23 protein-coding genes, 1 tRNA gene and 2 pseudogenes are annotated in these 24,531 nt (G+C 66.0%); 10 read left to right on the top strand and 16 right to left on the bottom strand.

The annotated features are described in order from the left end of the window. Positions 1 to 73: 73 nt before the first annotated feature. The 8 genes and pseudogenes from Q9Q95_RS11585 to Q9Q95_RS11550 all read right to left on the bottom strand — a co-directional run bounded on the left by Q9Q95_RS11585 (position 74) and on the right by Q9Q95_RS11550 (position 7,323). Positions 74 to 1,492 carry a UDP-N-acetylmuramoyl-L-alanyl-D-glutamate--2,6-diaminopimelate ligase gene (locus tag Q9Q95_RS11585; protein ID WP_306097138.1) on the bottom strand — a complete coding sequence of 473 codons (1,419 nt, stop codon included), beginning with the start codon at positions 1,490 to 1,492 and terminating at the stop codon, positions 74 to 76. Continuing rightward, positions 1,489 to 3,192, bottom strand: coding sequence for a penicillin-binding protein 2 (locus Q9Q95_RS11580; RefSeq protein ID WP_306097136.1), 1,704 nt, complete (start codon positions 3,190 to 3,192; stop codon positions 1,489 to 1,491). The genes Q9Q95_RS11585 and Q9Q95_RS11580 overlap by 4 nt, the downstream gene beginning before the upstream one ends. Beyond that, positions 3,189 to 3,758: a hypothetical protein gene (locus Q9Q95_RS11575; RefSeq protein WP_306097134.1), complete on the bottom strand. Its 570-nt coding sequence runs from the start codon at positions 3,756 to 3,758 to the stop codon at positions 3,189 to 3,191. The genes Q9Q95_RS11580 and Q9Q95_RS11575 overlap by 4 nt, the downstream gene beginning before the upstream one ends. Then, positions 3,758 to 4,701 (bottom strand): annotated as a pseudogene (gene rsmH / locus Q9Q95_RS11570) (16S rRNA (cytosine(1402)-N(4))-methyltransferase RsmH). The gene Q9Q95_RS11575 and the pseudogene rsmH overlap by 1 nt, the downstream one beginning before the upstream one ends. Then, complete coding sequence (locus Q9Q95_RS11565; RefSeq protein ID WP_306097133.1) at positions 4,698 to 5,183, bottom strand: division/cell wall cluster transcriptional repressor MraZ; 486 nt, start codon at positions 5,181 to 5,183, stop codon at positions 4,698 to 4,700. The pseudogene rsmH and the gene Q9Q95_RS11565 overlap by 4 nt, the downstream one beginning before the upstream one ends. 418 nt (positions 5,184 to 5,601) lie before the next feature. Next, positions 5,602 to 5,871 (bottom strand): hypothetical protein, encoded by a 270-nt coding sequence (locus Q9Q95_RS11560; RefSeq protein WP_306097131.1) that lies wholly within the window; start codon positions 5,869 to 5,871, stop codon positions 5,602 to 5,604. Positions 5,872 to 5,954: 83 nt separating this feature from the next. Further along, positions 5,955 to 6,947 (bottom strand): cysteine synthase A, encoded by a 993-nt coding sequence (locus Q9Q95_RS11555; RefSeq protein WP_306097130.1) that lies wholly within the window; start codon positions 6,945 to 6,947, stop codon positions 5,955 to 5,957. 46 nt (positions 6,948 to 6,993) lie between these two features. After that, positions 6,994 to 7,323 (bottom strand): DUF962 domain-containing protein, encoded by a 330-nt coding sequence (locus Q9Q95_RS11550; RefSeq protein ID WP_306097128.1) that lies wholly within the window; start codon positions 7,321 to 7,323, stop codon positions 6,994 to 6,996. A 67-nt stretch (positions 7,324 to 7,390) separates the two neighbouring features. On the opposite strand from Q9Q95_RS11550, the gene Q9Q95_RS11545 reads away from it, so the two are divergent. From Q9Q95_RS11545 to Q9Q95_RS11535, 3 genes are read left to right on the top strand one after another with little or no spacing between them, the layout of a single operon-like run. Then, on the top strand, positions 7,391 to 7,669 hold the full coding sequence (locus Q9Q95_RS11545) for a type II toxin-antitoxin system VapB family antitoxin (RefSeq protein WP_306097126.1): 279 nt from the start codon (positions 7,391 to 7,393) through the stop codon (positions 7,667 to 7,669). Next, complete coding sequence (locus Q9Q95_RS11540) at positions 7,666 to 8,058, top strand: type II toxin-antitoxin system VapC family toxin (protein ID WP_306097125.1); 393 nt, start codon at positions 7,666 to 7,668, stop codon at positions 8,056 to 8,058. Before Q9Q95_RS11545 ends, Q9Q95_RS11540 begins: the two co-directional genes overlap by 4 nt. Next, entirely contained in the window at positions 8,055 to 8,552 is a 498-nt protein-coding gene (locus tag Q9Q95_RS11535; protein WP_306097124.1) for a DNA-deoxyinosine glycosylase, read from the top strand. Before Q9Q95_RS11540 ends, Q9Q95_RS11535 begins: the two co-directional genes overlap by 4 nt. Before the next feature lies 1 nt (position 8,553). On the opposite strand, the gene Q9Q95_RS11530 is transcribed toward Q9Q95_RS11535, so the two are convergent. Further along, positions 8,554 to 9,057, bottom strand: a complete 504-nt coding sequence (locus Q9Q95_RS11530) for a hypothetical protein (RefSeq protein WP_306097122.1) — start codon at positions 9,055 to 9,057, stop codon at positions 8,554 to 8,556. Positions 9,058 to 9,203: 146 nt separating this feature from the next. Between Q9Q95_RS11530 and Q9Q95_RS11525 the strand changes: the two genes are divergently transcribed. The 4 genes from Q9Q95_RS11525 to aat all read left to right on the top strand — a co-directional run bounded on the left by Q9Q95_RS11525 (position 9,204) and on the right by aat (position 12,641). After that, positions 9,204 to 10,562: a type VI secretion protein ImpB gene (locus Q9Q95_RS11525; RefSeq protein WP_306097121.1), complete on the top strand. Its 1,359-nt coding sequence runs from the start codon at positions 9,204 to 9,206 to the stop codon at positions 10,560 to 10,562. 114 nt (positions 10,563 to 10,676) lie between these two features. Continuing rightward, complete coding sequence (locus tag Q9Q95_RS11520; protein WP_306097119.1) at positions 10,677 to 11,063, top strand: hypothetical protein; 387 nt, start codon at positions 10,677 to 10,679, stop codon at positions 11,061 to 11,063. A 92-nt stretch (positions 11,064 to 11,155) separates the two neighbouring features. After that, the gene (locus Q9Q95_RS11515) at positions 11,156 to 11,884 is read left to right on the top strand and encodes a ParA family protein (protein ID WP_306097118.1); all 729 of its coding nucleotides are present in this window, start codon (positions 11,156 to 11,158) and stop codon (positions 11,882 to 11,884) included. A gap of 7 nt (positions 11,885 to 11,891) precedes the next feature. Then, the gene (aat, locus tag Q9Q95_RS11510) at positions 11,892 to 12,641 is read left to right on the top strand and encodes a leucyl/phenylalanyl-tRNA--protein transferase (RefSeq protein WP_306097117.1); all 750 of its coding nucleotides are present in this window, start codon (positions 11,892 to 11,894) and stop codon (positions 12,639 to 12,641) included. Positions 12,642 to 12,676: 35 nt separating this feature from the next. Here aat and Q9Q95_RS11505 read toward each other — a convergent pair. The 5 genes and pseudogenes from Q9Q95_RS11505 to Q9Q95_RS11485 form a co-directional block, all read right to left on the bottom strand. After that, positions 12,677 to 12,910 (bottom strand): annotated as a pseudogene (locus tag Q9Q95_RS11505) (DUF2155 domain-containing protein); the annotation flags it as partial. 188 nt (positions 12,911 to 13,098) lie between these two features. After that, positions 13,099 to 13,491 (bottom strand): NADH:ubiquinone oxidoreductase subunit NDUFA12, encoded by a 393-nt coding sequence (locus Q9Q95_RS11500; RefSeq protein ID WP_306097116.1) that lies wholly within the window; start codon positions 13,489 to 13,491, stop codon positions 13,099 to 13,101. Between the two features lie 64 nt (positions 13,492 to 13,555). Beyond that, positions 13,556 to 14,053: a DUF192 domain-containing protein gene (locus Q9Q95_RS11495; RefSeq protein ID WP_306097114.1), complete on the bottom strand. Its 498-nt coding sequence runs from the start codon at positions 14,051 to 14,053 to the stop codon at positions 13,556 to 13,558. Positions 14,054 to 14,057: 4 nt separating this feature from the next. Next, positions 14,058 to 14,642 (bottom strand): cold-shock protein, encoded by a 585-nt coding sequence (locus Q9Q95_RS11490; RefSeq protein ID WP_306097112.1) that lies wholly within the window; start codon positions 14,640 to 14,642, stop codon positions 14,058 to 14,060. Positions 14,643 to 14,727: 85 nt separating this feature from the next. Further along, complete coding sequence (locus Q9Q95_RS11485) at positions 14,728 to 15,093, bottom strand: RecX family transcriptional regulator (protein WP_371876741.1); 366 nt, start codon at positions 15,091 to 15,093, stop codon at positions 14,728 to 14,730. Positions 15,094 to 15,433: 340 nt separating this feature from the next. Here Q9Q95_RS11485 and Q9Q95_RS11480 point away from each other — a divergent pair, with 340 nt between their 5' ends. The 3 genes from Q9Q95_RS11480 (at position 15,434) to Q9Q95_RS11470 (ending at position 19,755) form a co-directional block, all read left to right on the top strand. Beyond that, positions 15,434 to 17,167 (top strand): fatty acyl-AMP ligase, encoded by a 1,734-nt coding sequence (locus tag Q9Q95_RS11480; protein ID WP_306097110.1) that lies wholly within the window; start codon positions 15,434 to 15,436, stop codon positions 17,165 to 17,167. 106 nt (positions 17,168 to 17,273) lie between these two features. After that, the gene (locus tag Q9Q95_RS11475) at positions 17,274 to 19,631 is read left to right on the top strand and encodes a bifunctional diguanylate cyclase/phosphodiesterase (RefSeq protein WP_306097108.1); all 2,358 of its coding nucleotides are present in this window, start codon (positions 17,274 to 17,276) and stop codon (positions 19,629 to 19,631) included. Between the two features lie 47 nt (positions 19,632 to 19,678). Continuing rightward, positions 19,679 to 19,755 (top strand) — tRNA-Trp (locus Q9Q95_RS11470). Between the two features lie 299 nt (positions 19,756 to 20,054). Here the strand turns inward: Q9Q95_RS11470 and Q9Q95_RS11465 are convergent. Next, positions 20,055 to 23,066 (bottom strand): hypothetical protein, encoded by a 3,012-nt coding sequence (locus Q9Q95_RS11465; RefSeq protein WP_306097106.1) that lies wholly within the window; start codon positions 23,064 to 23,066, stop codon positions 20,055 to 20,057. Positions 23,067 to 23,160: 94 nt separating this feature from the next. Beyond that, positions 23,161 to 24,528, bottom strand: coding sequence for a hypothetical protein (locus Q9Q95_RS11460; protein WP_306097104.1), 1,368 nt, complete (start codon positions 24,526 to 24,528; stop codon positions 23,161 to 23,163). Positions 24,529 to 24,531 lie beyond the last annotated feature (3 nt).

Raw genomic sequence — 24,531 nt, 5'->3', positions numbered from 1 at the left:
AAACGGAGACCTGCCAGTCGTTTCTCGACTTCGCTCGAAACGAACGGAATAGGAAATGCCAGCGATCCAGGCTTCACGCCGCGCATTCCCGGGCAACGCTCACATCGTCGAAAGGAAGCACCCGGTCGCCGACGATCTGGCCCTGTTCGTGCCCCTTGCCGGCGATCAGCACGATGTCCTCTGCCTCGGCCATCGCGATCGCCGCGGCGATCGCCTCGCGCCGCCCGCCGATCTCGCTCGCCCCGGGGGCGCCCTTCAGCACCTCGGCGCGGATCGCCGCCGGATCCTCGCCGCGCGGATTGTCGTCGGTGACGATCACCACGTCCGCGCCCGCGGCAGCCGCCTGCCCCATCGGCTCGCGCTTGCCGGTATCCCGGTCGCCGCCGGCGCCGAACACGAGGATCAGCTTGCCCGTGGTATGCGGCTTGAGCGCGGCGATCGCCGCCTCGAGCGCGTCGGGAGTATGCGCGTAGTCGACATAGACCGGCGCGCCGCTGCGCGTGATCACCGCGCGTTCGAGCCGTCCGCGCACCGGCTGCAACCGCGCCAGATTGGCGAGCGTCGTGCTCACATCGCCGCCCGTCGCGATCACCAGCCCCGCCGCGGTGAGCGCGTTCGCCGCCTGATAGGCGCCGATCAGCGGCAGCATTACCTTATGGGCCTTGCCCTCGGCCTCGATCGTCAGCCCCTGCCCCAGCAGGGTCGGATCCCGGCCGACCAGCTTGAGCGTGTCGCCATGCTCGCCGACCGTGATCAGCCGGTTCCCGCGCATGCGGGCAAGCTCTTCCACGCGCATCGCGTGCGGATCGTCCGCCCACACCACTGCCGTTCCGTCGTCCATATCGAGCACGTCGGCGAACAGGCGGAGCTTGGCGTGGAAATAGGCCGCCATGTCGCCATGATAGTCGAGATGGTCGCGGCTGAGATTGGTGAACGCCGCCGCACGCACCGGCAGGCCTTCGGTGCGATATTGCGACAGCCCGTGACTCGATGCCTCGAACGCGACATGCGTCACGCCCTCGCGCGCCAGCCCCGCGACATTGGCGAGGAACGTCACGACGTCGGGCGTGGTCAGTCCCGTGGAAACGGTGTCTTCTGAGGTGGTCACGCCCAGCGTCCCGATCGACGCCGCATGGTGCCCCGACATGCGCCAGAGCTGGCGCGTCATCTCGACAGTGGAGGTCTTGCCGTTGGTGCCGGTCACTGCGATTGCAGTCGTCGGAAACGGCGCGAAGAACTTGGCCGCCAGCCGGGCAAAGCGCTCACGCGGATTGATGTCGGCGATATGGACCGCGCCTTCGACCACCGCCTCGGGCCGCGCCACGATCGCGATCGCGCCGGCCTTCACCGCTGCCGGAATGAAATCCTCGCCATTGACCCGCGCGCCCGCGAACGCGCCGAATATCGTTCCCGGCGCAACCTTGCGGTGATCGATCGCGAAGCCGGTGATCGCAGCGGCCTCGTCGCCGCCGGTCAGCGCGCCCAGCTTCACCGGGCTGCCTTCGGCGCTTCCGGCCCCTGCCAGATCAATGGGAGCAATTCGCTCTCGTCGATGTCGCGCGTATTGTCGGGGGTTACCCCCAGCAGCGCGCCGGTGCGGGTCACTACCCGTCCGACGACGGGGGCGGCGGTCCAGCCCGCGGTGGTGCGCGGGGTGTTGGCATTGGCCTTGGGTGAGTCGAGCATGGCGACCACCACATAACGTGGCGCGTCGATTGGGAAAGCCGCTGCGAAGGTCGAGACGTTGCGATGCTTGTCGTAGCCGCCTGCCGATGCCGCCTCGGCCGTCCCGGTCTTGCCGCCGATCCGGAAGCCCGGCGCGTCGGCCTTGCGGCCGGTGCCTTTGGTGACGATCAGCCGCAGCAGCTGACGCATCCGCGCGCTGGTCGATTCCTTGAGCGCGCGCTCGCCGGCGGGCACCTTGTCGGGATCGACCTTGAGCAGCGTGGTCGGGCGCAGGATGCCGCCATTGACCATCACCGAATAGGCATTGGCCAAGTGGAGCGGGGTCACGGCGATGCCATGTCCATAGGCGGTGGTCATCACCGTCACCCGACCCCAGTAATTCGGCCAGAGCGGCTTCGCGCCGCCCAGCTCGATCGCGGGGCGCCGGTCGAAGCCCAGCCGGCGGAACAGGTCCTGCATCCGCTCCGCGCCGAGTTCGTCGGCGATGCGCGCGGTGGCGATGTTCGACGAATAGACCAGCGTCTCGGGGATGTTCAGCCAGCGGAACTGCTCGTCGCCCGGATCGTCGTTGATCGAGAAGCGGCCGATGTGCAGCGGCTTGGTCGCGTCGAAGCGCCGCGCCATCGACGTGATCGCGCCCGCATCGATCGCCGCGGCCACGGCCAGCGGCTTGAAGGTCGAGCCCAGCTCATAGACGCTCTGGGTGACGTTGTTGGGCGGCGCCGCGCCCGGCAGCGCATTGGGATTGAAGCTCGGCAGCGAGCTCATCGCCAGGATCTCGCCGGTGCGCACGTCGAGAATCACCCCTGCGGCGCCGCGCGCCTGCAGGTCGGTCATCGCCCGGCCGAGCTCGTTCTCCAGCGCCGCCTGGACGCGCGCGTCGATCGACAGCGCCACCGGCTTGCCGCGGCGAGCGGGGTCGCTCAGCTGCCGCTCGAGTATCTTCTCCATCCCCGAGACGCCGCGCCCCTGCGAATCGAGAAAGCCGAGGACGTGCGCCGCCATGGCGGACTGGGGATAGAGCCGGTCGGGCTCGCGCTGGAATTCCATGCCGGGCTCGCCCAGCGCATTCACCGCGGTGACCAGTTCGGGCAGCGCACGGCGCTTCAGATAGGCGAAATTGCCGCCCGAATTGAGCAAGGCGTAATATTCGCCCGCGCTCTTGTCGGGGATCAGTTCGGCGAGCTTCTGCGCGAGCGCGGTCTTGTCGCCGATCAATTGATTGGGATGGACCGCGATCGACCACGCATCGATGCTGCGCGCGAGCGGCGCGCCGTTGCGGTCGACGATGTCGCCGCGCGGCGGGATCAATGCCAGCGCCATATCGCGCGCGACGGCGGGCTCGGCCCAGAGCGCCAGCAATGCCAGCTTGCCGATCACCACCAGCATGCCGGCGCCGAACAGCAACGACAGGATCATCAGCCGCACCTGGGCGACGGCGACGAGCGCCTGACGGGCACCGCCCGTACGACCCTGCCGGGTCGGCGGGGCGACGACGACGATCAACGCAGCGCCAATTTCTCGCGCTTCGCCAGCTTTTGCAGATCGTCGATCGTGCCCGCGCTCAACACGCCACGATCCACCGAGGCGATCGCCTGGCGGTCTGCTTTCTTCATCAGCTTGCGAAGCTCCTGATCCTGCTGCGCCACGCTCTTGCCGGGCGTCGCGGTCTGCGGCTCGCCCTGAACGGGAACCGCTGCGGGCACTACAACCTGTGATGCCGTCTGCAGCGCCGGCGCGCCAGCCGGCACCACCAGTGCGGCGAGCTGAACCTCGGCCGGCTGCTGGTCGAGGCTGGCCAGCGCCATCTCGCCCGCGAGATATTGCTGCGGCGCCGGCGCGGCGAGCGCCAGCACCTCGCCGTTCCAGCGCTCGAGCTGGGCGAGGTTGGCGCGGGTGTTGAACTCGGTCTCGAGCCCGCGAATGTCGCGCTGGGCCTGCAGAATCGCGAGCTTGGTCGCGTTGAGCTTCGCCTGTTCGGCGGCGCCGTGCGAATTGACGAGATAGCATGCGGGCGCCACGACAACGCCGCACAGGAACCATCCCAGTCCCTTGAAGCCCTGCACTCCCATCAGTTCACTCCCTCACTACCCCAGGGCGCCGCAGCCGTCCGACGCGCCACGCGCAACGTCGCAGACCGGGCGCGCGGGTTACGCGCTATCTCTTCCTCGCCGGGCCGGACGGCCTTGGCGGGAGTCTCGAAACTCGGCGCGGCCCGAGGGCCGGCCATCGGACGATGCCGCGAACCCGCGGGCTCGCTGCCGCTCCGCTCGCGCAGGAACCTCTTGACCAGGCGATCCTCAAGCGAGTGGAACGTGACCACTGCCAACCGCCCGCCAGGCTTGAGCACGCGCTCGGCCGCAGCCAGCCCTTCCGCGAGTTCGTCGAGCTCGCGGTTGAGGTGGATACGGATCGCCTGAAAGGTCCGGGTGGCCGGGTCCTTCTTGTCGTAATGTTTATGGTTTAAGGATTTCCTTACCACGTTGGCGAGTTCGGAAGTCCGCTTAAGGGGTCGTGCGGAGACGATCGCCCGAGCGACTCGCCGGGACTTCGGCTCTTCACCAAACTTAAATAAAACGTTAGCGATCTCTTCTTCGTCGGCGGTGTTGAGCCACTCTTCGGCGGTCACCCCTTCCTGGCTCATCCGCATGTCGAGCGGTCCGTCGCTCTGAAAGCTGAACCCGCGCTCGGCCTGGTCGAGCTGCATCGACGACACGCCGATATCCATGGTCACGCCGTCGACCGGCACGAGGCCACGGCGCGTCAATTCGGCTTCCAGCTGGCTGAACGGCGCCTCGATCAGGATCAGCCGCCCGCCTCCGCCACCAGAGTTTGGCCGCCTTCGATCGCATGTGGATCGCGATCGAAAGCGGCCACCTCGGCACCCCGCTCGAGGATGGCGTTGGAATAGCCGCCCGCGCCGAAGGTCGCGTCGACATGGCGCTCGCCGGGCACGATGGCGAGGCCGTCGACGACTTCGCCGAGCAGCACGGGGATGTGCGGGGCGTCGCTCACAGCTTCACGCCCTTGGACTGGCACAGATATTCGCAGATTTCGCGAAGACCCGGATCGGCATTCTCGTCGGCGAGCAGGACCTCGGGTGCCCAGACGTCGAACGTCTCGCCGCTGCCGTTGAAGAACGCCCATTTGCCGATTTTCGCCTTCATCCGGAAGAAAGGCGGGATCACGAAGCGGCCGCTGTCGTCGAACGGCGCCTTCTCGACCTGTCCGAAGGCGCGGCGCTTGGCGCGCGTGTCGACGTCGGCGCCGCGCTCCTCGGCCAGCGCCTCCTTGCGGTCGAGCCGGTCGTATTTCTCTTTCGACCAGCTCAGATCGTGCGCGGACAGGCACGGATCCTCGGGATGAAGGCCAACGACGATCTGGCGGATGTCGGAATTGCGCTCGGCGGCAGCGCGCAGGTCTGCGGGAATGGCGACGCGGCCCTTCTGGTCCACCGCCTGGAGCGCAAATCCCTCGAAGAGCTCCCTGTCCGCCACGCCCAAACCCCTTTTGGGCACGCCTTCCCCGCCTCCGGAATCGCGGTTTCCCGGCATCCCGGCGCTTGTTCTCACGGTGACAGGGTGCGTGCCCCCTAAGCGTCACCTTTGATCACAAAGCGTCCCGGGATACAACGGAAAATATGGGGATTAAGCGGGATTTTGCCCCACTCAGCCCCTCAAATTACCCGTGTTTTACTTTGAATCATGAAACGTTCCCCTCTTGTTTCTCCAGGACGTCGGAACACAGGAAAGCAGCGCGGCACGACGGCCGCGACGCCCGATTTCCTGTCTTGTCCAATAATTCCCGAAGCTTGCGGGCGAAGCCGCCTCGCTACACGGTCGGCAGGCCTCCGGTGCCGACGACTCGCACGAACGCGCGCGGGCACGGCTTCCCCGCGCCGCCCGCGTCATCCCGTCAGTTTTGGGGAGCGGTACCCTGCTCGTCGGGGCTATCGGTCGACGACGTGCTCGGCGCCACGCCAAGCTCGGCGAGCGGCTCGTCCTTGCCCTTCTCGGTCGTGCTGTTGCCGGGCTCGCCGGTCATGTTCGCGACCACCATCGCATTGGGGGCGCCGACCGCCGATACCGGCTCGTCGCGATTGGCCGAGGAGAAGATCGCGCTGGCCAGTCCGATCAGCACCAGCACCATCGCCAGCCCGGTCATGCCGACCCGGACACGCTGCATTGCCTGCTGTGAGTCTTGCGATCCGGACTTCATAGCTGTGGCATAAATGTAACGCCTCGACCTACGCTTGTCGAGGCGAACCGTCAGGCGGCGTCGCGCCCCTCGGCAACCGGCAATCCTTTGTCGCGCAGCCATTCGGGATTGTAGAGCGTCGAGAGGTAGCGAAAGCCGGTGTCGCACAGGATCGTCGCGATCCGCTTGCCGGGCCCGAGCTGCTTCGCCAGCCGCACCGCGCCGGCGACGTTGATCCCCGAGGAGAGCCCGAGGCACAGCCCTTCCTCGTCGAGCAGCCGCCGCACCCATTCGAGCCCCTCGGCGTCGGAGATGCGGAATTGCGTGTCGACCGGCGCGCCTTCGAGATTGCCGGTGATCCGCCCCTGCCCGATCCCCTCGGCCACCGACGAGCCTTCGGACTTCAATTCGCCGCAGGCATAATAATCGTAGAGCGCAGCGCCATAGGGATCGCTCAGTGCGATACAGACCTTCTCGTCCTTGGCCTTGAGCCCCAAGCCGACACCGGCGAGCGTGCCCCCCGTCCCCACCGCGCAGGTGAAGCCGTCGACCCGGCCGTCCATCTGTGCCCAGATCTCTTCGGCGGTGCCGACGATGTGCGCGCGGCGATTGGCGATATTGTCGAACTGATTGGCCCAGATCGCGTTGGGCGTCTCCTCGGCGATGCGGCGCGAGGTGTGCACGAAATGCCCCGGGTTCGAATAGGGCGCCGCCGGCACCAGCACGAGTTCGGCGCCGAGTGCGCGCAGCGTGTCCATCTTCTCGCGGCTCTGCGTTTCGGGCATCACGATGATCGTCTTGTAGCCCTTGGCATTGGCGACCAGCGCCAGTCCGATGCCGGTATTGCCCGCGGTGCCCTCGACGATCGTCCCGCCGGGCTGGATCGCCCCGCGCTCCTCGGCATCCGCCACGATGAACAGCGCCGCCCGGTCCTTCACCGAGGCCCCGGGATTGGCGAATTCGCACTTGCCGAAAATGTCGCAGCCGGTCGCCTCGCTCGGCCCCTTGAGCCGCACCAGCGGAGTATTGCCGATCAGGCCCAGCGTATCGGATGTCACATGCATGCCGGCTAGATAGGGGTGCGAGGCCCCGCACCGCAAGCAAGCGAAACTATGCGGCCACGCCCGCGCGCTTGAGATGCGGTTCCAGCCGCCCGGCCAGCCACAGGAAGAACATCCGATAGTCCGAGAACAGCGACCAGAGCGGATAGGTGAACGTTGCCGGCCGGTTCTTCTCCACCCCGAAATGCGCGCCCCACGCGAAGCCGTACCCCGCCAGCGGCACCAGCAGCCACCACCAGCCGCCCTGCGTCAGCGCGATCGCCAGAAACACGAAGGTCAGCGCCGTGCCGATATAATGCAGCCGCCGCGTCTCGGGCCTGGCATGCTCGCGCAGATAATAGGGCCAGAAATCGCCATAGCGGGTGATCGTGCGCGCCATGCCCGGATGCTACGCTTCTTTCGTCCGTGCGCAAGCCATGGTAGAATGCTTTGCGACGGAGGTAGAAATGGGCGCACAGCTCAACATAAAGAGCGTCGAGGCTCGCGACCTGGCCGAACGGTTGGCGGAATCGACGGGTGCGACCATTACGGAAGCCGTGACGGAAGCCCTGCGGCGACGATTACGCGATGTCGAACGGGAACAGGCTTTGCAGCCCGATATGGTTCGCGCGCGCGAAGATGCCTTTTATGCCCTGATCTGCGGAAGTCGGGCTCGGTGGAAAGGCGCGATGCTCTCGATCGATCATGCCGACCTCCTGTATGACGAAGACGGCCTTCCGCGGTGATCGTCGATAGCTCTGCCCTCATTGCATTGATGCGCGAGGAACCGCCGTCGAGTTGGATCGTGCCGCTGTTGAGCAAGAATTTCGGCGCATCCAAAATGTCGACGGCGAATTATCTTGAGGCGGCAATCGTCATTGATGCCAACAAGGACGACGTGCTGAGCGATAGACTCGATGCAGTGATCACGCATTTCGACATCCAACTGGTCCCGGTCAGCCACCATCACGTCCGCGTCGCGCGGCATGCCTATCGCCTGTACGGCAAGGGAAACCATCGCGCCCGGCTGAACTTCGGAGACTGCTTCGCGTATGCGCTGGCGCATACGACCGGGGAACCACTGCTCTTCATAGGCGACGATTTCATCCACACCGACATCACCGCCGCCGCGTGAGCGAGCGCAAGCACAGTTTCCCGCCGGTGGTCGACTCGCAAGTCCGCCTGCTCGTGCTCGGCTCGCTCCCCGGTGAACGCTCGCTCGCCGAGCGGCGCTATTATGCCCATCCGCAGAACCAGTTCTGGCGGCTGATCTCGCCCGCCGCCGGGCGCGATCTCGCTCCCCTGTCCTATGACGAGCGTCTCGCAGCGCTGCGCGACGCGCATATCGGGCTGTGGGACGTCGTCGCCAGCGCCACCCGCCCGGGCAGCACCGACGCGGCGATGCGCGACGTGGAAGGCCACGACATCGCCGCACTCGCCCGAACCCTGCCCGAACTCCGCGCAATCGCCTTCAACGGCGGCACCGCGCTGCGCCACGGCCTCAAGCAACTCGGCGACGCGGCCGGTGACTACGCGATCGTCGCGCTCCCTTCGAGCAGCCCGCTCCACACCGTTGGTCTCGACGCCAAGCTACCGGCCTGGCAAGACCTCGCGCGACATCTGACCTGAATCAGCGGCGAGCATTGCCGGCGGCGGCGGAGGCATTGTCGCCGGACGCGTCCGGCGCGGGGCTCGGCTTCCGGGCCGCCCAGTCATAGGTCCCGTTCGCGGCGCAGCCCCGCAGTGTACGCGCGCCGATCCGCATCTCGGCGGTGAGCGGCAGTTGCGCCTTGCCCGCCGCACACGCCTTCGCGGCGAGCGTGATCGTCACCGGCTCGCCAGTGGGGGTCTGGGTGTCGAGACGCGCAGTGTCCCCCTTCAGCGTCGGCGAGACCGGATAGAAATCCGTCACAGGAGCGTCGGCGGCGTCGGCGAAGGCGATCGTTCCAGGCGCGATGTAGAGCGTCCAATACGGTGCGGCGCCCGATGCGCGGACCGGCTTGTTCAATTCCACTCCGCCCAGCTTCGGCCCCGGCGTGGGCGTCGGGGTCGGCACGGTCTTGTTGTCGGCCACCTCCGCGCCGCCGCAGCCGGCCAGCGCCAGCATCAGTCCCGACATCAGCAAGCTTCGCATGCGATCCTCCTTTGGCGCGTCCTGCGGAACCGGAGCGGTGCAGGTCAAGCCGATTTCCTACAAAGCAATGTTCTGCTATTGTTCTCGATATGAGTCGCAGCTTGCGCAGGGACGCGGAGAACGCCTTTTCTGAGCGCGTAACAATCGTGCGCTCCGCGGAAACTTTATGCCGGGATTCCCGTGAAAACCGTGAAATTGGGCCGGCACTTTCCAATATTCTCGCTTTTCCGCCGCGTCCGCTGCGCTGGCTGTTCCTCGATCTCAACAGCTATTTCGCCAGCGTCGAGCAGCAGCTCGACCCGGCGCTGCGTGGGCGTCCGGTGATCGTCGCGCCGGTCGATGCCGACACTACCGTCGCGATCGCCGCCTCGGTCGAGGCCAAGCGCTACGGCATCTCGACGGGCACACCGGTCTGGGAGGCGAAGCGCAAGTGCCGCGACATATTGATCGCGCCCGCGCGGCACGAGAAATATGTCGAATTCCACGAAGCGATCGTCGCCGAGATCTGGAAACACATTCCCGTCACGCATGTCTGCTCGATCGACGAAGTCGCGTGCAGGCTGCTCGACAATGAGAATTCGCCGGAGGCGGCGGTGGCGCTGGCGAAGCGGATCAAGGTCGGCATCCGCGCGAATGTCGGGGAATGCCTGACGAGTTCGGTCGGCATCGCCCCCAACCGGTTGCTCGCCAAGCTCGCTTCGGACCTGCAAAAGCCCGACGGGCTGGTGGTGTTCACCGCCGATCAGCTTCCGCACCGCCTGTACGACCTCAAGCTGCGCGAGATCGCCGGGATCGGCGCCAAGATGGAGCGCCGGCTCGCGCGCGACGGCATCCTCGACATCCGCCAGCTCTGCGAGCGTCGCCCGCGCGACGCCGGCAGCGCGTGGGGCGGCACCAATGGCGACCGGCTCTGGTATCTGCTCCACGGCGTCGAATTGCCCGAAAAGCCGACACAGAGCCGGACGATCGGTCACAGCCACGTCCTCAGCCCGGGCAAGCGCGGGCTCGAGCCGACCCGCCTCACGGCGCGCCGCTTGGCGCTCAAGGCCGCGAGCCGGCTGCGGCGCAAGGGCTATCGCAGCCGGTTGCTCGTCCTTCACGGCAAGTTCGAGGACGACAAGTCGAACTGGCGCGCGTCGATCAAGCTGCCGAATACGCAGGACAGTTTCGTCATCCTGTCCGCCCTCGACGCGCTCTTCCCGCGGCTTGCCGAGGCCGGAAGGCGGCGCACCGGCGGGTTTCGGCTGCGGATGGTCGGCGTCACGCTCTGCGAGATCGAAACGATCGCGGGCGAGCAGGGCTCGCTGTTCGGCGCGCTCGATCCCGACGATCCGCTGGCGCGCGAGACGCGGACCTTGTCGCTCAGCCGCGCGATGGACCGGATCAACGAGAAGTTCGGGCGGCATGCGGTCAGCGTGGGGCCGCTGAACGGCGGGCGTATCGACGCAGTGGGCACCAAGATCGCCTTCGGGAGAATCCCGGATCTGGACGAGTTCCACGAATAGGGTTCACATGGGGGAAACAATCAGCGTGTTACGTTGCGTTGCAGCACAATAATGTGACCTTGTATCACGAATCGCTTGACGATTCTTGCCACCTGTCCGAAAGCACGACCCGCTATGAAGAACCCCTCCCTTATCGCCGCCGCAGCCGTTGCGCTCCTGTCGCTCGCCGCATGCAACAAGCAAGCTCCCGAAGAAGTGAGCAGCACCGCGCCCGATCCCATGGCGTCGCAGCTGGCCAACGCCGCGCCGGTCGAGCTCCCGCCCGCGATCGCCGAAACCGTTACGCTGCGTTGCGGCGACAACAGCCTCATCTATCTCGATTTCTTCCAGGGCAACAAGCAGGTCCAGCTCAAGACCGAGAAGACCGGTCCCGCCACGATGCTCAAGGCGCCCGAAGCCGGCCAGCCGTTCGAGGCCGCTGGCGGCTACAAGCTCACCGGCACTTCCAAGAACGTCAACGTGACGCTTCCCGGCAAGCCGGCCAAGAACTGCCACGCCTGAGGCGCTGCGCATCTCCAGTTTCCAAGGGCCGGCGGGGCTTCCCCGCCGGCCCTTTTTCATGCCAGCTTGCGGCTGCGACGGGAGAGACTCGCTTGGCTACGATCGCGATATACAGTCTCAAGGGCGGGGTCGGTAAGACGACGCTGGCAGTGAATCTGGCCTGGGCCGCAGCCACCCTGTCGTCGCGCCGCACCTTGCTCTGGGATCTCGATCCGCAGGCGGCGGCGACCTTCCTTCTCGGCGGGAAGGAACGCAGCGGCAACGAGGCGCAGGCGATCTTCACGCGCGATGTGAGCCCGACAAAGCTCGCCCGCCACAGCGACCTGGATCGTCTCGACCTGATCGCCGCCGACACGTCGCTGCGCGCGCTCGATCGCGTCTTTCACGAGCTCGACAAGAAGAAGCGCCTTGCCAAATTGCTCGGCGAACTGGCCGCGGCGTATGACCGGGTGCTGCTCGATTGCCCGCCCGGCCTGACCGAGACGAGCGAGCAGGTGATGCGCGCCGCCGATCTGATCGTGGTTCCGGTCATCCCTTCGGCGCTTGCTATGCGCGCCTTCGCCGAGGTCGAGAGCCATCTCGCGCGGCGCGGCGGCAAGGTGCCGCTGCTTCCGGTCTTCTCGATGGTCGACCGGCGGCGCAAGCTGCATGCCGAGGCGCTGGCCGCGCACGATTGGCCGGTCATCCCGGCGGCGAGCATCATCGAGGCGATGACCGAGCGCCGTCGGCCGGTCGGCGTGTTCGCCCCGCGCAGCCCTGGCGCACAGGCGTTCGCGACCTTGTGGCAGACGATCGAACGCAGACTGGCGCTCAAGCGTTGAGGCAGCGATGAGCCATCCGCTTCCGCCCCAGCTGGACCTCGATCCCGATCTCGTGCTCCGCGCCTATGCGATGGGCGTGTTCCCGATGGCCGATCATCGGCTGGCCGCGAGCGTCTATTGGGTCGAGCCCAAGCTGCGCGGCATCCTGCCGCTCGACGATTTCCATCTTTCGCGCTCGCTCCGCAAGACAATCCTCGCCGGACGCTTTCGGGTCACCGTCGACGCCGCGTTCGACGCGATCATCCGGCTCTGCGCCGAATCGGCGGCAGATCGGCCCGATACGTGGATCAACGGTCCGATCGAGCGCGTGTTCGTCGAGCTCCACCGCCGCGGCTTCGCCCATTCGATCGAATGCTGGAACGGCGAGCAGCTCGTCGGCGGGCTCTACGGGCTGGCGCTGGGCCGCGCGTTCTTCGGCGAATCGATGGTCACCCGGGTCCGCGACGCTTCGAAGGTGGCCTTCGCGCATCTCGTCGCGCGACTGAAGGCCGGCGGCTTCACCTTGCTCGATTGCCAGTTCCAGACCGAGCACCTCGCGACCCTCGGCGTGGTCGAAGTGCCGCGCGACGATTATGTCGCGTTGCTGGGCGCCGCGCTGGGGGATTCGGCCGCAGGGCTCTCGCTCGGCGCGCCTTCGGTCGATGGCGACTTCTTCGCGCTCGACCGCTCTCCGGAACCGCCCGCGGTCGGGGCCGGAACCGTATCCGGACCGCTGTCGCGGAAGGTCATCGCGCAGCTCTTGGGCCATACGTCGTAGATCGGATGCTGGACGACGTTGAGTGCCGGCCGCTCTTTGTAGAGCCAGCCCGAGAACACCCGCCGCCAGCTCTTGTCGAGCTGCTCGACATCGACCTGCACGAACGCGCCGGTGAGCTGATCCGCTTCCCATGGCGCGGTCTTGTCGCAGGCACGCAGGCGGACGATGACATCGCCGATCCGCGCCGCCTGGCCCGGCTTGAGCTTGAATTCGCGCGCCACGCCGTTGCGCTTGTTGAGCAGGCCGAGCACCGCCTCGCGCTCGTTCATCGGCGTCGCCGCGGCGTTGAGCACGCTGGTATCGGGGCCGACCGCGACGACTTCCGCACCGCCCGCGGCATTGCCCTGGCCGGTGGTGATCACCAGATCGTCGCTGCTGTTGTTGCCCGCTCCCTCGCCGCCATTGCATGCGCCGAGTCCGAGCAGCAGCATCGCTGCCGCCGTTGCGGCGCCGCGCCTCATGCGTCGGGGGTCCAGGCCTCGTAGTCGCCGGTGGAGCGGGCGCGCTGCCCGCCGGCCTCGAGCGCTCCGGACGGACGATATGCCGCGCGGGTGCCGGTCTGGTTGGGCTCGGCCGCCTTCTCCCAGATCCGCGGCGCCGGCAGCGCCTGATCGGGAGCGGCGTCGATCTGATGGTGCAGCCAGCTGAACCATTCGGGCGGAACGCGGCTGGCGTCGTTCGAGCCGTTATAGATCACCCAGCGGCGGGTGAGGCCGTTGGGATCGGTGCCGCCCTGCCAATAGACGTTGCCGAGCGAGTCCTCGCCGACCCTGGTCTTGCCGCGCAGGCCGAACCACGTTCCGAAGGTAGCGCCGTTCCACCAGGTGAAGGGATTGCGATTCAGGCTCATCCGCGCCGATTAGCCCCGGGTGCGGATCGAGGCAATAAAATCCGCGATCGTCATGCCGCGCGGATCACTTACCCGCCCAACTCACCTTGTCGCCCGGGGCGATGCCAAGCTCCGCTGCCTTTCCGCCGTTGATCTCGAGCACCGCGCGCACCGGCTCGCCCGATTTCGCCGGCGTCTCCGAATAGGGGACCGCGTTCGCGGCGATCGAGGCGATCGTCCCGTTGGCCCGGATGAAGATGATGTCGAGCGAACTGGGCGTGTTCTTCATCCAGAAGCTCGCTTCGCGCGGGCCGCTGCCATCGGCCGGATAAGGCGTGAAGATCATGCCGCCATCCGCGGGCAAATTGGTGCGGAACATCAGGCCCCGTTCCTGCTCGGCCGACGTCCGGGCGACCTCGACGTTGAACTGCCGCGGGCCGGCTTTCGTCTGGATCGTCACCGTGATCGTGGTTGCCGCACTTTGTTCGGCGGCAATGCCCGCAACTGCATTGCCCTGCCAAACCGCAGAGACGAGCAACATTGCCGCGGCGAATGCCGCGCGACTCTCTCGCCGGAAAACCATCGCTTTAGTCGGTCCTTTCGACCGCCACAGCCAGCGGTCCCTTGTCGCCTTCGACGATGCGTGCCTTGAGCGGCTGGCCGGGTTCGACTTCCTCGATCTCGGCGCGGCGCAACGTCTCCATATGGACGAATATATCCGCCGAATCCGCCTCGCGCACGAGGAATCCATAGCCCTTGAGGCGATTGAACCATTTGACCGTGACCGGCTCGAATGGGCCGGCATCGTCGATCAGCCGCACCCTGTCGACGCGGTCGCCCTGTCGCTTCGGCGGCTCGACGGCCTCGCTCAGATCGATCGATCGGATTTCCTTCGCCTGCAGCCCGCGCTGCCGCGGAACCGCAACGCATTCGACCCGCGCGCCTTCGGGCAGGCTCCGCCTGCCATGCTCCTGCAGCACGGTGAAATGGATCAATATATCTCCGGCATCGCTATCGTCGGCGACGAGAAACCCAAACCCCCGGGTCACGTCGAACCACTTGACGACACCGCAATAAACCTGACCTTCCGACGCCGTTTCCACCCTCAGCCCCTCGTCCTCCGGCGGTGCGATTCCGTGATCGCTGGGCGCAAGCTGTTGTTCAGCACGCATTATGCTAGTCCCCCAAGCGACTGTATTTAACACAGCATTTTCCAAATGTGGAATTGCTTTGTTAGATTCGGTCTTCAGGATTTAATTAAAACCGGTCCCGCTCAGGGACGATGGACGCCTCGACATCCTCGCCGGGCGCCATGCGGACGATCTTTCGTGCAAGATCAAGCGCATGCCCGGCGCGCAACATCGCCGCCAGCTGTTTCTCCTGAACCGGCCGTTCGGCGACTTCACGGGCGAACGGACCGATACGCCTGCGTCGCGCGAATGCGAGCGCGCTCGATATCGTATCCGCCTCCATCGCAGGTGCGACGGCGTCCAGATCCGAATCTTCGATCCCCGCGTGCCGCAACGCCTGACCGATGCGCCGTGCCCCCAATCCCCTGCGACCCATCGCTCCGGCTTTGGACTCGGCGAACAGAAGGTCGTTGATGTAGCCCAGATCGGCCATCCGTTGAGCCAACGCCGCGGGGTCCGGCGCCGCCTCCCCGCTCCACCCCCGCTCGCGTATCTTCCGCTTCAGATAGTCCGCCAACCGCCCCCGCGTAGTCGCGTATCGCTCGACATAGCGAAGCGCGAACCGCTCCAGATCGGCAGGGTTCAAGGGAGTGAGCGGACGCTTCGGTCGGGTCATGCGCCATGATTGTGCCACAGTGGCAACCGATTTTGAACGCCAGTGCGTAGCAGAGCCGTTCGCATTTGGTATGCGGTGCGGGGCAAAACGGCCTGTCAGCTCACAGGGGCACGAGATAAGAATGGTATTGGACGAAACGGGATCGCACCAGGGTATCATGGAGACGGAAATCGTCCCTACCCCGACCGACGACAGTCTCCCCCGCCGTCTTGCGGACTTCGCCACGCTCGGCGAGGCGCTGGATTATGCGGCCGAAGGCGTTCGCGGACTGAATTTCCACGATGCCCGCGGCAATCTGACGCGGCCCTACCCCTTCTCGGAACTGCGTCGGGACGCGCTGGCGCAGGCCCGGCGCCTGATCGCGGCCGGCGTGAAGCCCGAGGACCGGATCGCGCTGATCGCGGAGACCGGCGTTGAATTCGCCTCTTTGTTCTTCGGGGTGGTCTATGCCGGCGCGTGGCCGGTGCCGCTGCCGCTGCCGACCAGCTTCGGCGGCGCGCAATCCTATATCGACCAGCTCCGCGTCCAGCTCGAAAGCTGCGATCCGTCGATGTTGATCTATCCGCCCGAGATCGGCGCGATGTGCGCCGAAGCCGCACGCATCACCGAGGTGCAGGGCGTGGACTGGTCCGAGTTCGCCGCCCGCCCCGCGCCCGAAATGGCGCTGCCCGAGGCGAAGACCGACGACATCGCCTATCTCCAATATTCGAGCGGTTCGACGCGCTTCCCGCACGGCGTTGCGATCACGCACCATGCCCTGCTCAACAATCTGTCGGCGCATAGCCATGGCATGCAGCTCCAGGAAAGCGACCGCTGCATCTCGTGGCTGCCCTGGTATCACGACATGGGTCTGGTCGGCTGCTTCCTGTCGGTGGTCGCCAATCAGGTTTCGACCGACTATCTGAAGACCGAGGATTTCGCGCGGCGGCCGCTCGCCTGGCTCGATCTGATCAGCCGCAACCAGGGCAGCACGCTCTCTTACTCGCCGACCTTCGGCTACGACATCTGCGCGCGCCGCATGTCGAGCCAGACCAAGGCTAGCGAGCGGTTCGATCTGTCGCGCTGGCGGGTTGCGGGCAACGGTGCCGACATGATCCGCCCCGACGTGATGCAATCGTTCGTCGACGCCTTCGCCGATGCCGGATTCAAGGCCTCGGCCTTCCTGCCGAGCTATGGCCTCGCCGAGGCGACGCTCGCGGTTTCGATCATGCCTCCGGGCGAAGGGATCGTCGTCGAGTTGGTCGAAGAGACCCAGCTCTCGGGCGGCGACGTCGCGCGTGCGGATCGCCCGCAGCGCTTCCGGGCGATCGTCAATTGCGGCAAGCCGGTCAAGGACATGGAAGTCCAGATCCGCGAGGAGGACGGCACGCCGCTCCCCGAAAAGGCGATCGGCAAGGTCTGGTGCCGCGGCCCGTCGGTGATGGTCGGCTATTTCCGCGACCCCGAATCGACGGCCGCCTGCATGACCGATGGCTGGCTCGATACCGGCGATATGGGATATATCTCCGAGGGTTACGTCTACATCGTCGGCCGGGCGAAGGACATGATCATCGTCAACGGCCGCAATCATTGGCCGCAAGACATCGAATGGGCGGTGGAGCAGCTGCCCGGCTTCAAGCAGGGCGATATCGCGGCGTTCGCGATCACCACCCCCGGCGGCGAGGAAACCCCCGCGGTGCTCGTCCAGTGCCGGACTTCGGACGAAAAGGAGCGCATTCGTCTGCGCGACGAGATCCGCGAACGGGTCCGTTCGGTGACCGGCATGAACTGCGTGATCGAGCTCGTGCCGCCCCGCACGCTGCCGCGCACCAGTTCGGGCAAGCTCAGCCGTGCCAAGGCGCGCAACCTCTATCTCAACGGCGAGATCAAGCCCTACGACCTTGCCGCCTGAGACGGCCGGCGGCGGATCGGCCGAAACCGGTCCGCCCAGGGAAATTTCCTCCGTTTTCGTTACGAGCCTAACCTCTCGCTAACCTCCGTTCGGCTATCTCCTTCGGGTGACCAGCCAGACGACTTCCCAATTTGTCAGGCCGCGCATCGATGCGCGGGCGCTGCTTGGCCTCTACGATCCGGCCGATAGCATCGACTGGGGCCCGATTCGCGCTGCGCAGCTCCATGCCGGCAGCCAGCTCGCATTGTTCATGCTGGCGGCGAATGTCGTCGGCGCCTCGCTCGTCACCATGCTCCTCGCGCCGCGCGTGCCGCTATGGCAGCTGGCCAGCTGGAGCGCGCTGGTTGCCGCAGTGGCGTGCGCCGTCGCCTTTCGGCGCCTGGCGAAGCAGCATCGCAATGCAGTCACCGGGTCGCTCAAGGATGTCCGCGAGACCGTTCTCGACGGAATATCGCTCGGTGCGGTCTGGTCGATTCCCCCGCTGGCCTTCGGCCATGCCGTCGATGCCGACGCGGTGCTCGGCCTGTGGATCGTGCTCTCGCTGCTGATGACCGCTTCCGCAGTCGCCATGGCGGCGCTGCCGCTGGCGACGATCGCGTTCGTGGCGATCGTCGGCACAGCGGTCTGCACGATGCTGGCGCTTTCCGGGCCGCCGGTGCTCGCCGCCGCGGCCGCCTTGTTCACCACGCTGCTGGCGATCGCCACCTTCGGGCGCGGCCGTGCCCTCGTCGTCATCCGCGCCAATGAGATGGCGCTCGCCGAACGCGACGAGACGGTGAGCCTGTTGCTGCGCGAATTCGAGGAATCGGGATCCGACTGGCTGTGGGAAATCGACGCCCAGCGTCGCGTCGCGCGCGCCAATCCACGTTTCGCGGTCTCGCTCGGCGCCGATCCCAAGACCATCAACGGAACGCCCTTTCTCCAGCTACTTGCGGGGCCGACTTGGGAAGATGGCAATTTCGCCCCCGGTCTGCGCGCCCTCGCCGAACGGCTGAAAGGGCGCGAGCCGTTCCGCGACCTGCTGCTGCCGGTCTATGTCAATCAGGACGAGCGCTGGTGGGAGATGTCCGCCAGCCCGCGCCATGACGAGCGCGGCGCGTTCATCGGCTTCCGCGGCGTCGGCTCCGACGTCACCGAGGCCCGCAAGTCGGCGGACAAGATCAATCAGATGGCGCGCTTCGACACGCTGACCGGATTGCCGAACCGCCTGCTGATCAACGAGACGCTCGCGCGTGCGATGACCGACGCCGACAAATGGGGATCGCGCTGCGCCTTCATGATGATCGATCTCGATCGCTTCAAGGCAGTCAACGACACGCTTGGCCATCCCGTCGGAGATCGCCTGCTCGGCCGCGTCTCCGAACGCCTGAACCTGCTCATGACCGAGAACGAGATGATCGGCCGTCTCGGCGGCGACGAATTCGCAGTGGTCGTCCGCGACGCCACCGATACCCAGCGCACCGAGCAGCTCGCCCAGAAGATCATCGATGCGCTCTCCCAGCCCTATGAGGTGGATCAGCACACCCTCTATATCGGCGCGTCGGTGGGCCTGGCGGTCGGCCCCCGCGACGGGCGTACCGCCGAAATGCTGATTCGCTCCGCCGATCTGGCGCTCTACCGCTCGAAAGACGCCGGCGGCGGGGTTTTCCACGCCTATGAGCCTCAGCTCCATATGGCGGCCGAAGAGCGGCGCGTGCTCGAGATCGCTTTGCGTAGCGCGGTCGAGAATAGCGAGATGCATCTGACCTACCAGCCGGTGGTCAATGCGGCCAACGGCCAGCTCACCGGCTTCGAGGCGCTGCTGCGCTGGACCCACCCGCAATTCGGCAACGTCTCGCCGGTCAAGTTCGTGCCCCTGGCCGAGGAAGCCCGGCTGATCGCGCCGATCGGCGAATGGGTGCTCCGCACCGCGTGCGACGAAGCCGCGCGCTGGGACATCCCCGTGCGCATCGCCGTGAACGTCAGCCCCGAACAATTGCACAATCCCGCCTTTGTCAGCGTCGTCGCGCAGGCGCTGGCCCAATCCGGGCTCCCCCCGGAGCGGCTGGAGCTCGAAGTGACCGAAAGCGTGTTCATGCGCGAAGGCACCGTGGCGATCGAAGTACTCGAAAAGATCCTCGATCTGGGTGTTCGCCTGAGCCTCGATGATTTCGGTACCGGCTATTCCTCGCTCGGCTATCTCGCCCATACCCGTTTCAGCTCGATCAAGATCGACCGCAGTTTCGTGCAGGGCGCATCGAAGGGCACCAAGGAAGCCATCGCGATCATCCGCGCCGTGGTCGCGCTCGCGGAGAGCCTCGGCATGGCGACGACCGCCGAAGGCGTAGAGACCGAGGAAGAGCATCAAATGGTGCAGCAATTGGGCTGTACCAAGGTCCAGGGCTATTATTTCGGCCGGCCGCTTCCAGTGCAGGAAGCCCGCATGTTGGCGACGCGCGCGACGGGCAACAGCGCCGCCGCGTGAGACCTCTTGCCGTACCCGCGCGCCGGGGTTAAAGGCGCGAACCGCACAGGGGCGTAGCTCAGCTGGTTAGAGCGTCGGTCTCCAAAACCGAAGGCCCTCGGTTCGAATCCGAGCGCCCCTGCCATTTCGCACTTTTGGCTTTTTTGCCCTCCGCGGCTTCGCCCGTGAGAGCATTTAGCGGCGGGCTTTTCAGCAGTATATCAAAGGGCTTGCGGTAGCTCGCGGTAAGCTTTCGGTCTCGAAACGAACAATTCGATAGTACCACCGCAGCAGGTGTTTTTGGCCGTCAGGTCGGGCTAAGCGACACATGAACGGACGGCTGCTTTCACGCGCAGTCTAGTGCGCTTGAATGACGTAGAAAAGCAATCAGTGATCTGTAGGTACAAGGCTGCGGCGAGCGACACCATCGCTTGTGACCCGGACCTAGCCCTGCGCCTTTACCCGCGGCGCGGTGCAGAGGAACTGATTGTCTAGCATGTGGCGTAGCTCGGCCAGCTGCTTATTGTTCGATTGCTCGGTCGCGAGCACCGGCCAGCGATTGCGCAATTCTACGATCCGACGGTCCTGCCCCAGCGCTTGCTCCACCTGCGCCCGATGGTCCCGGCTCTCCGTTGCGTCGGCGAGACTGCCCAGATCCCAGAGATGGTCGTCGCCCGCGATGATCCCGTAGGGAACGCTCGAAAGGCCCTCGAATCTCGCTTGGGCCGCGATCATCCACGGCAGGAAAAGGCTTGAGGGACGGGACAGGCTGGCCGGACGGAAGAGATCCCGCGCCAGCGGCGCCTCCATGATCGGCGGGGGCGCAAGCACCGGCAGGAGGACCAGCGCAGTCGGCACACAAAGGGACAACGGAAAGCGGATCCGCTTGCGCAGCGGCACCAACTTGAGGGTGAACAATGTGAGCTTGCAGGAATGCAGCAACAGTCCGAGGATGCTGAGCCCCAGACCGAGGGTTGGAAGCAAGGCTGCGTAATATGCCTTTTCCCCCGCCTCGAAGCAGCGGCCGCCCTCGATCTCTTTTCGTGCCGATAGATGCTGCAGGAAACCCGCGCCCTCGCTGTGCACCCGGTCGTAATCGGCCGTATCGCCGATCAGGCGGCTCTGGAGAACGGTCTTCTCGATGCGGTCGATCAGCGGGCGGTAGATTTCCTGCTCCCAGTTCTCCCGAAGGTCCGTCCGTAACGGTCGGGTCAGTCGCACCCGCCCGATCTGATCCTCCGACAGGCCGGCATACGCGAAAAAGCCGCCCAGCATCACATTCAGCTCCTCACGAGCGCGCCGGTCGAATACCGGGTGCCCGAGCAGCGCCGCAAAGCTCTCGGGAGGCCGATCGAGGAAACGCTCCGCCTCGTTCAAATCGATCTTGCCCGCAGCCGAAATCCTGTCGATCGCCAACGGCCTTATCAGATTGGCGATGATGCCGTGCTCGATCGTCCGGGCGAATGCCTGCTCGGTTTGCGGCATCCAGTCCTGGCCGATCCATAACTCCGCGAGCATATTGGCCCGGCTTCGGTCCGCCGCTCCATTCTCCCACAGGGCCATGGCGAGGGCCTGGCGCACCTCCGCGCGGAGCTTCGGAAGCGCTTCTGCATGCTCGAAAGCCCGTCGTCCGGCAGCCGCGATTACCGATCTGAAAGTATCGCACCATGGCAGCTCCGCGAGCTTCCGGCTGACTTGCCGCTGCTCGTTGAAATCGGTGAGCCGTTCGGCGACGTGGCCGTCGATCCAATACCGGGCGGATTCGCATGCCGGAAGCGCATCGAGCGCGGTGAGCGCGACGCGTTCCGCCGCCCTGCGATCAGGCGCGAGCGCCCCTGCCATCATCCGATTGGACGCGGCGCGCAGCCGCTCCTGGATGTCGAACGGCCATTGCGCGGGCTCGCCGAGCGCGAGTTCATCCAGACGCGCTTTCAGTGCCGCATAAATTCCCTCTCGCGGATCGAGCGGGATTGCCTCGAGTTGCCCGCGCGCTTCCCGGGCCCGCTCGGCCACACCATCGCGGACCGCCGAACGACATTTCTCGACGATCTCGTTAGGGGGCTGTGCAGAACAGGCACGCTTGGCGCGACTCTCGAACTCGGAAGCGCCGCTGGTCTTGACGCCGTACCACCACTCCGACACGCCGCAATAGCCATCGTTGAGCGCGCAATAGCGGTCCCGCACGGCTTTGTCGGCCAGCGATTTGATCTTGCTTCCCAGCTGTTCGCAGCTGTTGATGCCGTCGAGCGACTCCGGCACGCTCTGCTCGACGATATCGAGTTCGACGAGGCAGCTGTTGCGTTCGGCCTCCCCCCTGACCGTCGGCAGGATGCGCGCCCGGTCGGCTTCTTCCATTTTGCCGAAATTGTCGGCCAGTTCCGCGCCGCCGGCCTCCAGCGCGTCGATCTGGCTCTGATACTCGGCAATGGTTCCGGCACGGCGCTCGAGATACATCGAGCGATATCGGAACCCGGCCTCCGTGCCGAAACGTCGAGCTTCGGCATGCAGTCCCTTCCACAGGCAGATCAGCCCAGGATAATCGAGACGGGCCCGGCCCGCCATGCAGCCATCCACGAGTGCCTGTGACAGGCCGGCGCGGCCTACCGGAATGTTGGAGATCGCCAGCCAGGTGCGCAGGTCCGGCTCTTCGACGATCCCGGGGGGAGGCGTGGCGAACTTGCCATTGGGATCATATGCTCGCTCGAGACTGTGCATAAGCTGAGGGATACGCGCCTCGGAATAGCTCTTCTGCGGGCTGGGCAGCATGGTGCGCCAACGGGCGGCGATCTCGCAACGCTGCTCCGCGATCGTGATGTTCGCGTCCTGCCAGCGCGTCGAAAGCAAATGCGGAAGCGAGGCGATCAGCGGCCGCGCGCCCGGTTGCGCGAGGAATGCGGCGTCCAGCCTGACGCTGCCCTCGCGAGCGCGCGGCACCGCCAGGCACGGGTCGCGCACGTCCAGCGATACAGGTTCCACCACACCGTTGGGGCTGGATGCCGCGATCTTCGCTGCCGCCAGGGCGACCTTGGTGGCGTTGAGCGCGATGTGGACGTTCTGGCGCTCTTGCGGCGGCGCCATCCATGCCTGGAACTCGAATATCTCGTCTTCAAGCCTATGGGTCGCGAACCAGATTCCAGCCAGCGCGGTCGCCGCGAACAGAAAGCTTCCAGCCCGCCATTCCCAACGCGGCGACGCACGCCCGGGGGAAAACAGCTTGCGGAGCAGCAGCAGCGGCCAAGGCGGCTGATCCTTCACGTAATTGTTGGCGAAGAACCCAAGCACAAACAGTGCGACCATCGTCGCAGTGAGCCGCCGGCCCATTTCCGTCATGCCGCTTATCGAGGCGAGAGTGATGCGATCCTTCTCGAAATCGATCGACCCGAGTGTCCGGATCAGGGTGAAGTTGAATGCCAGCTCTACGAACAGGTAGCTGGCCGTTATGACGATCATCGCCAAGGTGACGATCCGACTTCGCCGCGTGCGCGGCACGTCCCTTTCACTAGCCAGGAGCAATCGGGCCCAGCCCGAGCTTGTCGCGTGCACCCCTGATTCAGCCGATGGAAGGCGCGTCGGCGCTATAGTCTTCGAGCGGCAGACATCCCTGCTGCAGGCCGGCGCGGAACAACGTGCAGATGCCGAGGGTATCGGGCTCCGGATCGCGTTGCGCCCACAATGCCATCAATCGTCCCAGGCTACGCGTGTAACGCTGGCGGTCGCCGGAGTTCGGACGCGCGTCGAAGTCCGCAGTCATCGTCTTGGCGTCGCCCGCCGCTACCGCGACTTCGATCGCTCCGACGCGCCGGCCGAACGTGAAGACGTCCGCGCCCATGCGCAGCATATTCTCGACAAAAGCCTCCAGCCCGCTGCCGCGCGGCGCATTCTGGAACACGGGCGGCAGGCTGCTCCAGGCCGCCCGTGCGCGTTCGGACAGGATCGGTACCTTGAGCTTCAGCGCATTCTGCTGGTCTGTGATCGTGAACGGCGGATCGCGCCACATCATTCCTTTCTGCTCGATCCGGGTGAACAGGGTCAGCACGATGCGCTGTGTAGAAACCGTATGCGGAATCGAGGCGAGGTCTTCGCGCAGGATTGCCCGGTGAAATTCGGGCAGATCGGTCCGGCTGATCCAGTCTTCGCCTTCGAGCCGCTCGAGCAGGGCCCCGGCGACCGGCACCCACAGCTCGGACGCGAGCCTGGCATAATGTCGGGCCTTGCCCAGATCGGCGGGTGCGCCGTTGCGCGGGACCGACCTGATCAGCGCAAGCTGGTAGCAAGCCATCCCGTAGCCGGCACCGCACAATATCTCGAATTGCACCGCCGCTTCGTCGTAGCGGCGCATCACCGCCAGCGCGCGGGCCCGGATATAGCCGTGGCGCCTCGCCCGCTCGTCGCGCACCGTCGCGACAGTGACCGCCGGCCCGCATTCCTTCATGATGTCGCGCAGCTCGAGTTGCTCGTCCGCGACGCCATCGATCCGCCCATTTTCCGTCATGAGTCGATCGGGATCGAGAGGATCCGCGCCAAAGCCGTCGCAGCGCGTGTCCGCAGCGGCAAGATCGACGAGCGTATCGCCGTCCTGCGCCTGGGCGACGAGCGTTGCGGACACCGGTATCGGCGCGAAGACGGCGACCTGCACTCGCGCGCCTCCCCCGGGTCGCGAGAGCGCGGTTTCCGGCTCCTCCAGCACTTCGTCCAGCACGGCGGACGGCTCCCCCGATTCCGTGGCGACAGATCCGTCTTCGACTTGGGGCTCTGTGGGGTCTTCGTTCGCCTGGCTCGTCGCCGACTCTTCGGCGATCGTTTCGTCGATCAGCGAGTCGAGCTCGGCCTCCGTCGGCTCATACGCTTCCTCGGTTTCGACGGCCGATTGCTGCGCGCCGAGTGATGCCGGCGCCGCCACGGCCAGCAGCACCGCCACGGC

It is taken from the genome of Sphingomonas sp. DG1-23, from assembly GCF_030730875.1.
Classification (GTDB): domain Bacteria; phylum Pseudomonadota; class Alphaproteobacteria; order Sphingomonadales; family Sphingomonadaceae; genus Sphingomonas.
The sequence above is the reverse complement of the archived record's forward strand: the minus strand, read 5'-3'. Positions and strand labels throughout refer to the sequence as shown.

Bases quoted from the DNA above. Each gene is read 5' to 3' on its own strand.
- Q9Q95_RS11575 (WP_306097134.1), bottom strand. From the start codon at position 3,758: ATGGGAGTGCAGGGCTTCAAGGGACTGGGATGGTTCCTGTGCGGCGTT.
- Q9Q95_RS11560 (WP_306097131.1), bottom strand. From the start codon at position 5,871: ATGCAGCGTGTCCGGGTCGGCATGACCGGGCTGGCGATGGTGCTGGTG.
- Q9Q95_RS11555 (WP_306097130.1), bottom strand. From the start codon at position 6,947: ATGCATGTGACATCCGATACGCTGGGCCTGATCGGCAATACTCCGCTG.
- Q9Q95_RS11550 (WP_306097128.1), bottom strand. From the start codon at position 7,323: ATGGCGCGCACGATCACCCGCTATGGCGATTTCTGGCCCTATTATCTG.
- Q9Q95_RS11545 (WP_306097126.1), top strand. From the start codon at position 7,391: ATGGGCGCACAGCTCAACATAAAGAGCGTCGAGGCTCGCGACCTGGCC.
- Q9Q95_RS11530 (WP_306097122.1), bottom strand. From the start codon at position 9,057: ATGCGAAGCTTGCTGATGTCGGGACTGATGCTGGCGCTGGCCGGCTGC.
- Q9Q95_RS11520 (WP_306097119.1), top strand. From the start codon at position 10,677: ATGAAGAACCCCTCCCTTATCGCCGCCGCAGCCGTTGCGCTCCTGTCG.
- aat (WP_306097117.1), top strand. From the start codon at position 11,892: ATGAGCCATCCGCTTCCGCCCCAGCTGGACCTCGATCCCGATCTCGTG.
- Q9Q95_RS11500 (WP_306097116.1), bottom strand. From the start codon at position 13,491: ATGAGCCTGAATCGCAATCCCTTCACCTGGTGGAACGGCGCTACCTTC.
- Q9Q95_RS11495 (WP_306097114.1), bottom strand. From the start codon at position 14,053: ATGGTTTTCCGGCGAGAGAGTCGCGCGGCATTCGCCGCGGCAATGTTG.
- Q9Q95_RS11490 (WP_306097112.1), bottom strand. From the start codon at position 14,642: ATGCGTGCTGAACAACAGCTTGCGCCCAGCGATCACGGAATCGCACCG.
- Q9Q95_RS11485 (WP_371876741.1), bottom strand. From the start codon at position 15,093: ATGGCCGATCTGGGCTACATCAACGACCTTCTGTTCGCCGAGTCCAAA.
- Q9Q95_RS11480 (WP_306097110.1), top strand. From the start codon at position 15,434: ATGGAGACGGAAATCGTCCCTACCCCGACCGACGACAGTCTCCCCCGC.